At 72.0% G+C, this 7,521-nt stretch carries 6 protein-coding genes; 4 read left to right on the top strand and 2 right to left on the bottom strand.

The window, feature by feature from the left end:
• Positions 1 to 76: 76 nt before the first annotated feature.
• On the bottom strand, positions 77 to 1,330 hold the full coding sequence (gene fahA / locus AN218_RS10775) for a fumarylacetoacetase (RefSeq protein ID WP_070016568.1): 1,254 nt from the start codon (positions 1,328 to 1,330) through the stop codon (positions 77 to 79).
• Between the two features lie 292 nt (positions 1,331 to 1,622).
• On the opposite strand from fahA, the gene AN218_RS10770 reads away from it, so the two are divergent.
• The 4 genes from AN218_RS10770 to AN218_RS10755 all read left to right on the top strand — a co-directional run bounded on the left by AN218_RS10770 (position 1,623) and on the right by AN218_RS10755 (position 6,663).
• Positions 1,623 to 2,636, top strand: a complete 1,014-nt coding sequence (locus tag AN218_RS10770; RefSeq protein ID WP_070016567.1) for a polyprenyl synthetase family protein — start codon at positions 1,623 to 1,625, stop codon at positions 2,634 to 2,636.
• 433 nt (positions 2,637 to 3,069) lie between these two features.
• Positions 3,070 to 4,470 (top strand): LolA family protein, encoded by a 1,401-nt coding sequence (locus AN218_RS10765; protein ID WP_070016566.1) that lies wholly within the window; start codon positions 3,070 to 3,072, stop codon positions 4,468 to 4,470.
• 278 nt (positions 4,471 to 4,748) lie between these two features.
• Entirely contained in the window at positions 4,749 to 5,723 is a 975-nt protein-coding gene (locus tag AN218_RS10760; RefSeq protein WP_070016565.1) for an ABC transporter ATP-binding protein, read from the top strand.
• Positions 5,710 to 6,663, top strand: a complete 954-nt coding sequence (locus AN218_RS10755) for an ABC transporter permease (protein ID WP_079132027.1) — start codon at positions 5,710 to 5,712, stop codon at positions 6,661 to 6,663. Before AN218_RS10760 ends, AN218_RS10755 begins: the two co-directional genes overlap by 14 nt.
• Positions 6,664 to 6,727: 64 nt before the next feature.
• On the opposite strand, the gene AN218_RS10750 is transcribed toward AN218_RS10755, so the two are convergent.
• A partial coding sequence (locus AN218_RS10750) for a hypothetical protein (protein ID WP_244900394.1) occupies positions 6,728 to 7,521 on the bottom strand: 794 nt, incomplete at its 5' end.

Genomic DNA, 7,521 nt, shown 5'->3' with positions numbered 1-7,521 from the left:
CGCCCCGCGACCGGACACGCCGCCCCCCGCGCCACCGGCGCGCACCGCACCGCACCATCGGCGCGCCCCGCCGCGCCTACCGCGCCGGACGAACCACCCCCCGCACCTCCCCCATCCCGATGCGCGTCCCCGACGCGCCCGGCGCCCAGGCCGAGAGGACGATCTCGTCCCCGTCCTCCAGGAACGTCCGCTTGCCGTCCGGGAGTTCGAGGGGGTTCTTGCCGCCCCACGTCAGCTCCAGCAGGCAGCCGCGCTGCGAGAGTTCCGGTCCGCTGACGGTGCCCGAGGCGAAGAGGTCGCCCGTACGCAGCGAGGCGCCGTTGACCGTCATGTGCGCGAGCTGCTGCGCGGCCGTCCAGTACATCGCGGAGAAGGGCGGCTCGGAGACCGTGTGGCCGTTGACGGCGACCGTGATGCGCAGATCGATGCCGCCGGGCTCCGGTTCCGCCGCGTCGTCCAGGTATTCCAGCAGCGCACGGTCGCGGGGCGGCGGCGGTACGCGCGCCGCGTCCAGCGCGTCGAGCGGAGTGATCCACGCCGCCAGGGACGTCGCGAACGACTTGCCCAAGAACGGCCCGAGCGGCCGCTGTTCCCAGCCCTGGAGGTCGCGGGCCGACCAGTCGTTGAGGAGCGCCACCCCGAAGACGTGGTCGCGGAAGGCGGCGAGCGGCACGCTCTCCCCGTGCGCCGAGGGGGTGCCGACCACGAAGCCGACCTCCGCCTCGATGTCCAGCCGCTGCGAGGGGCCGAAGACCGGGGCGTCCTCCTGCGGCGGCTTGCGCTGCCCCCGCGGACGGACGACCGGGGTGCCGGAGACCACGACGGTCCCCGCGCGGCCGTGGTAACCGATCGGCAGATGCTTCCAGTTGGGCGGCAGCTCCGGGTTCTCCGGACGCAGGATCTGCCCCGTGGTGGTGGCGTGGTGCTCGCTCGCGTAGAAGTCGACGTAGTCGGCGACCTCGAAGGGCAGCCGCATCGTCGCCTCGGACAGCGGACGCAGGAACCCGGCCGTCGTCCCGCGGTGCTCCGGCGCCGTCAGCCACTCGCGCAACTCGGCGCGCACGGCCTGCCATACGGGACGTCCCGCCGCCATCAGCGCTCCCAGCAGCGGCTGTTGGAGCAGCTCCGCGTGCTCTGAGCCGAAGGCCGCCGCCGCGCCGCCCGCGTCCAGCACATGGTCGCCGTAGCGCACGACGATGTGCGGCCGCTCCGTGCGGCCGGCGGTGGTGCACACCCCGTAGGGCAGGTTGTACGGGCCGAAGGGGTCGTCCTCGGGCAGATCGAGCGGGCTGTCTCCGCGTGGCTGTGCGGGAGGGTTGACGTCTGTCACGGTGCCTCGCCTTCGAGATCGTCGACGGTCACGGGCCCGCTCAGCGTACGGGGAGCCCGACGGGGTCCCACGGGCAAGGGCCGTCGTCTCCACGGCACCCGTCCCGCGTCGTACGCACGGAGCGCGCCGCCCTCCCGGGTCCCCGAGGGCATACGCGCCCATGGAGATCCGGACGTGACCGGATACGCTGCCGGGTGATGGCGACGACCGGCAGACGAACGGCCGGTGAGTGGATGCAGCGAGCGTGCCCCGTGGCCGCTCAATCGTCGTATGCAGACAGGAGAACCCCCTCGTGACCGACGTCGGGCCCTTCGGACTGACCGTGCGGGACAAGGCTCTCGAGGCCGATGTCCAGGCGGGGTTGGCTGCTGTCGAAGAAGGCCTCTTCGAGGCCACGAAGAGCGACGTGCCGTTCATAACGGGCGCCGCGCAGCACCTCGTACGCGCCGGAGGCAAGCGCTTCCGGCCGCTTCTGGTGATGCTCGGCGCACAGTTCGGCGACCCGCACGCGCCGGGGGTCGTGCCCTCGGCCGTCGTCGTGGAGCTGACGCATCTGGCGACGCTCTACCACGACGACGTGATGGACGAGGCCGACGTGCGGCGCGGAGTCCCCAGCGCCAACGTCAACTGGACCAACTCCGTGGCGGTGCTCACCGGTGACTATCTCTTCGCCCGCGCCTCCCACATCCTGGCCGACCTCGGCCCCGAGGCCGTCCGCATCCAGGCCGAGGCCTTCGAACGCCTCGTCACCGGGCAGATCATGGAGACCGCCGGCCCAGGCGAGGGCCGCGACCCGGTGCAGCACTATCTGGACGTCATCGCGGGCAAGACGGGCTCGCTGATCGCCGTCGCGGGACGCTTCGGCGCGCTGATGGCCGGGGCCGACGAGAGCGCCGTCTCGATCCTCACCCAGTACGGGGAGCGCGTCGGCACCGCCTTCCAACTCGCGGACGACGTACTGGACATCGCCAGCGACTCCCGTGAGTCCGGCAAGACGCCCGGCACCGATCTGCGCGAGGGCATCCCCACCCTCCCCGTGCTCCACCTCCGCGCCCGCGCCGCCTCCCCGGAGGCCACCGCCGAGGACCGTGCGCTGCTCGGTCTGCTCGACGGCGATCTGACGGACGACGCCCGGCACGCCGAGGCGCTGGCCGCCCTGCGGGCGCACCCCGCACTGGAGCAGGCCCGCCAGGACACCGTCCGGTACGCCAACGAGGCGCGTGAGACGCTCAATCCGCTGCCGGACTGCGCCGCGAAGACGGCCCTTTCGCACCTCTGCGACGCTGTGGTGCACCGGGCCTCCTGAGCCCGCGGCCTGCCCTGACGGCGCTGCCGTACGGCCTCCCCGTACGACGTCTCCTACGACGTCCCCTACGACGTCTCCGTACGACTCCGCTCCTGTTCCCGTCAGCGCGGCGCCGTCCGTACCGCTCGTACCGCCCGCCGTCCCGCGGGCTTCCAAGTGCCCAACCGGCTCAGGGATCGCACCCATTCGCGGGCCTCCGCACGGGGGACGTGAGGCTCCGTCTCTCCACCCGCAGGAGTAGGCGCAGTTGCCTCCACCGGCTGACGCGCATCGCTCACCGCTTTGGTGCCATTGAGACACCACCCCGCACGTTCCCGTGGAATTCGGGGACAATGGCCGAGCGGGAGTGGGATCTCCCTGCCGGTGGCAGTCGGCAGGGGACGGACGAGTACGACGTACAGAACCGGCCACCGACCCGGAGGTAGGGCACGACATGGCACAGATCCAACCGAGGACGTCCGGCAGGAAGGCCGTCCGGTACGGGATACCAGCCGGCGTCGCGGGAATCGCCGCGCTGACCATCGGCCTCGTCCCGGCACTCGCCGACAGCGGTGCCCCCGATCTGCCGAAGATCTCGACGAAGGAACTGCTCGCGAAGATGGCGGCGTCCGACACCCAGCAGATGTCGGGGACGGTGAAGGTGAGCACCGATCTCGGCCTCCCCGAACTGCCCGGCGTCGGCGGCAGCGGCGGCAAGCAGGGCGGCGGCCTGTTCGGCGGCGGCCCGCAGGGCGACGGTGAACGCGACGGCGGACACGGCGGCAAGGGTTCCGTGGCCGATCCCCAGCAGAAGCTGATGGAACTCGCCTCGGGCGAGCACACGCTCCGCGTCGCGGCCGACGGCCCCGACAAGCAGCGCGTCTCCGTCGTCGAGGACACCTCCGAGTTCAGCTTCATCCACAACGGCGACGAGGTGTGGACGTACGACAGCGGCTCGGACGCCGCCTTCCACGCCCAGGCACCGAAGGGTGCGGCGGGCGAGCACGGCAAGGACGGCAAGGACGGCAAGGACGGCAAGAAGGGCGAGCACGGCAAGGGCCACGGCGGTGCGCCGGGCGCCGGCATCGGCGACGTCACCCCGCAGAAGGCCGCCGAGCAGGTGCTGAAGGCGTCGGAGGACTCCACGTCCGTCACGGTGGACGGTACGGCGAAGGTCGCCGGCCGCGACGCCTACCAGTTGCTCGTCAAGCCGAAGGGCGCCCCGCACTCCACGGTCGACTCCGTACGGATCGCGGTCGACGCGGAGAACGGCACCCCGCTGAAGTTCACCCTCGTCCCGAAGGACGGCGGCAAGCCGGCCGTGGACGTGGCCTACACGAAGGTCGACTTCGGCAAGCCCGAGGCCGGCACCTTCGACTTCACGCCGCCGAAGGGCACCGACGTCACCGAGGCCGGTCCGCGCGGCGAGCACGCGAAGCCGGACAAGGGCGAGATGTCCAAGCGGTTCAAGGAGCTGAAGAAGCTCGAAAAGAACGGCGAGCCCGGGGAGTTCGGCAAGCACTTCAAGGGCGAGAAGAGCGAGAAGGGCGCGGGTCCGGGCTTCACCGGGCTCGACACCCTCGGCAAGGGCTGGGGCGCGGTCGCCGAGATCGACGCACCGGGCGGCGCGGCGGGCGGTCTGCCGGGCGCCTCGGCGTCCGGCAAGGGCGGCGGCTCCCAGCAGGGCGACAAGTTCCTCGACAGCTTCACCGAGAAGGCGAAGGGCGAGTTCGGCACCGGCCGGGTCTTCCACACCCGTCTGGTGAACGCCCTGATGACGGACGACGGAAAGGTCTACGTGGGCGCCGTGACGAAGGAGGGCCTGATCAAGGCCGCCGACGCCGCCGCCAAGTGACCTTCCGGCACCACAGGCCGTGACCGGCCGTCCGTCCCCATCACTCCGCGCGGGGTGGTGGGGACGGATGTGACGGAGGCGGATCCTCCGGTTCCACCCGAACCTCCGGATCCTCCGGATCCGCCGGATCTCCACCCGATCCGGTGCCATCCGCTTCCGCCTCCGCTTTCGCCTCCGGTCCGGTCGGTCCCGTCCGATCCGGTACGGCCCCGTTCCCGGGCCGGGCAGGTCCGCTCCGGGCCCGCCCGTCCAGGGACCCGACCCGAGAGGGGAGTGCCATGGCCCAGCCGTCCGCCGCGGCGGTCATCGAGACACGTGGCCTCAGCAAGCGCTACCGGGGCGGGCAACTGGCCGTCGACGGGCTCGACCTGGCCGTTCCCCGCGGCAGCGTCTTCGGGTTCCTCGGGCCCAACGGCTCGGGCAAGACCACCACCATCCGCATGCTGCTCGGCCTGATCGACGCCACCCGCGGTTCCATCGACGTACTGGGCGAGCCGATGCCGTCCGGCGCCCGTCGGGTGCTGCCGCGCGTCGGTGCCCTGATCGAGGGGCCCGCGCTCTACGGCTTCCTCACCGGGCGCGACAACCTCCGGCGGTACGACGCCGCCGACCCGACGGCCGATCCCCGTACCCGCCGGGTGCGGGTCGAGCGGGCGCTGGAGCGGGTCGGGCTCTCGGCGGCGGCGGGCAAGAAGGCCAAGGCGTACTCGCTGGGCATGAAGCAGCGGCTGGGCATCGCCGCGGCCCTGCTCCAGCCGCGTGAGCTGCTCGTGCTCGACGAGCCGACGAACGGCCTCGACCCGCAGGGCATGCGCGAGATCCGTTCCCTCGTACGGGAGTTGGCGCAGGAGGGCACCACCGTCTTCCTCTCCTCCCATCTGCTGGACGAGATCGAGCAGGTCTGCTCGCACACGGCGGTGATGAACCGCGGACGGCTCGTCACCCAGGGCACCGTCGCCGAGATGTCCGCGGGCGCACGCGGCCGGCTGGCGGTGACCACACCGGACGGCGCGGAGGCGGCACGCGTGCTGAAGGAGCACGGGGTGGGCGATCTGACGGTCGCGGACGGGCAGGTGACGGGCGAACTGCCGCCCGCGGACGGCCCGTCGACAGGGCCCGGACCGGACCTGGCGGATCTGAACACCGCGCTCGTACGGGCCGGGGTGCGGGTGCGTGGCTTCGGGGTGACGCACGCGTCGCTGGAGGACGTCTTCGTATCGCTCACGGGAGAGGGCTTCGATGTCGCGGGCTGATCTGATCGGCGAGGGCGTCCCGGCCGTGGACGGCGAGGCGTACACGACGTACGGCACCTCCGACGGCAGCCCTGGATCTGTGGACCGGGACGGCCGTACGGGCGGGCGCCGCGCCTCCGGGCTGCTGCGCAGCGAACTGCTCACGACCTTCCGGCGCTGGCGCACCGTCGCGCTGCTGGGCGTGCTCGCGGTGATCCCCGTACTGGTCGGCATCGCGGTCAAGATCGAGACGGCGGACGGCGGTCAGGGCGGCGGCGGAGGCGGGCAGGGTCCCGCGTTCATCTCGCAGATCACCAACAACGGGCTGTTCCTCGTCTTCACCTCGCTCGCCGCCACGCTGCCCTTCTTCCTGCCGATGGCCGTGGGCGTGATCGCGGGCGACTCGGTGGCGGGCGAGGCGAACGCCGGGACGCTGCGCTATCTGCTCGTCGCCCCGGCGGGCCGTACGCGGCTGCTGCTGGTGAAGTACGCGAGCACGATGGTCTTCTGCCTCGTCGCGACGCTCGTCGTGGCGGGCTTCGCGCTGGCGGCGGGCGCGGCCCTCTTCCCGGTCGGTGAGGTCACCCTGCTGTCGGGGACGACCGTCTCCTTCGGCGAGGGGCTGCTGCGGGCACTGGCCATCGCCGTCGCCGTGGCCGTCTCGCTGACGGGGCTGGCCGCGCTCGGCCTGTTCGTCTCGACGCTGACCAACAGCGGCATCGCGGCGATGGCCGCCACGGTGGGGCTGCTGCTCATGGTGCAGATCGTCGACACCGTTCCGCAGCTTCACGCCGTACAGCCCTACCTCTTCCCGCACTACTGGCTGAGCTTCGCCGACCTGCTGCGCGACCCCGTCTACTGGGACGAACTGGTGCGCAACCTCGGCCTCCAGGCCCTGTACACCGCGGTGTTCGGCTCGGCGGCCTGGGCGCGCCTGACGAGCCGCGACATCACCGCCTGAACCCCGGGGCGCTCGGCCCCGGGACGGCGGCGTGCGGCGGTCCGCGGGTGCGCTGCCTCCGTGATCAGCCCCGGCGGATCTGCATCACGGCGACGCGGGCGTCGTGTCCGTCGACGTGCATCGGCACGCTCGTCGTGCGCTTCAGCCGTATCTCGGTGCCGTTGGTGCCCGGGAGCCAGCCGATCTGGTCGATGCCGCGGGCGAAGGCGCGCTGCTCCTTGCCGGGTACGAGGCTGGGCATGGGGCTGCGGTTCACATCGCCGGTCCAGATGACCGGGAAGCCCTGGGCGTTCCAGTACTGGAGCACCTTGTCGCGCTGCCGTTGGAAGTGCCGCTTCCACATCTTGCGCCGCCAGGCCTCCGAGGGGTCGTTCTTGCCGTTGTAGGCACCGGCGACGTAATGGGTGTTGGCGAAGACGAACTGCACCTGCGGATCGGACGCGAGCTGGAGCACGGCCTCGGTGATGACGCGGTGCGGCGAGACGCCGCCCTTGCCGCCGTGGGCGCGCGTGATGCGGTGGCCGACGACGTTGAAGGCGTCGGGCACGGAGATCGGGACGTGGTGGGCGACCTTGTCGCCGACGAACAGATTGCTGAACGCCTTCCCGAAGTGCTCGCGGATGAACTTCTCCTCCTTGCCGTCGTCGTCCCCCTCGCCGATCTCCTGCCAGCCCACGAGCGGCTTGGCGGTGGCGCCGTCGACCGTGACGGCGTGCCGTACGGCGCGGACGGCGGCCTCGCGCTTGTCGCGGTGGTCGCGTCCGATGTTGGCGGTGACGACGACGAGGCGCTGCCATCCGCCGGCGGCCTTGCCGTCCGTGGCGCCCGCCGCGGCGGTGCCGGCGAGGATGCCCGCCG

Origin of the sequence: Streptomyces nanshensis, assembly GCF_001751255.1 — a bacterium.
Lineage (GTDB): Bacteria > Actinomycetota > Actinomycetes > Streptomycetales > Streptomycetaceae > Streptomyces > Streptomyces nanshensis_A.
Note: the sequence above shows the minus strand (reverse complement) of the source record. Positions and strands in the feature narration are given on the sequence as shown.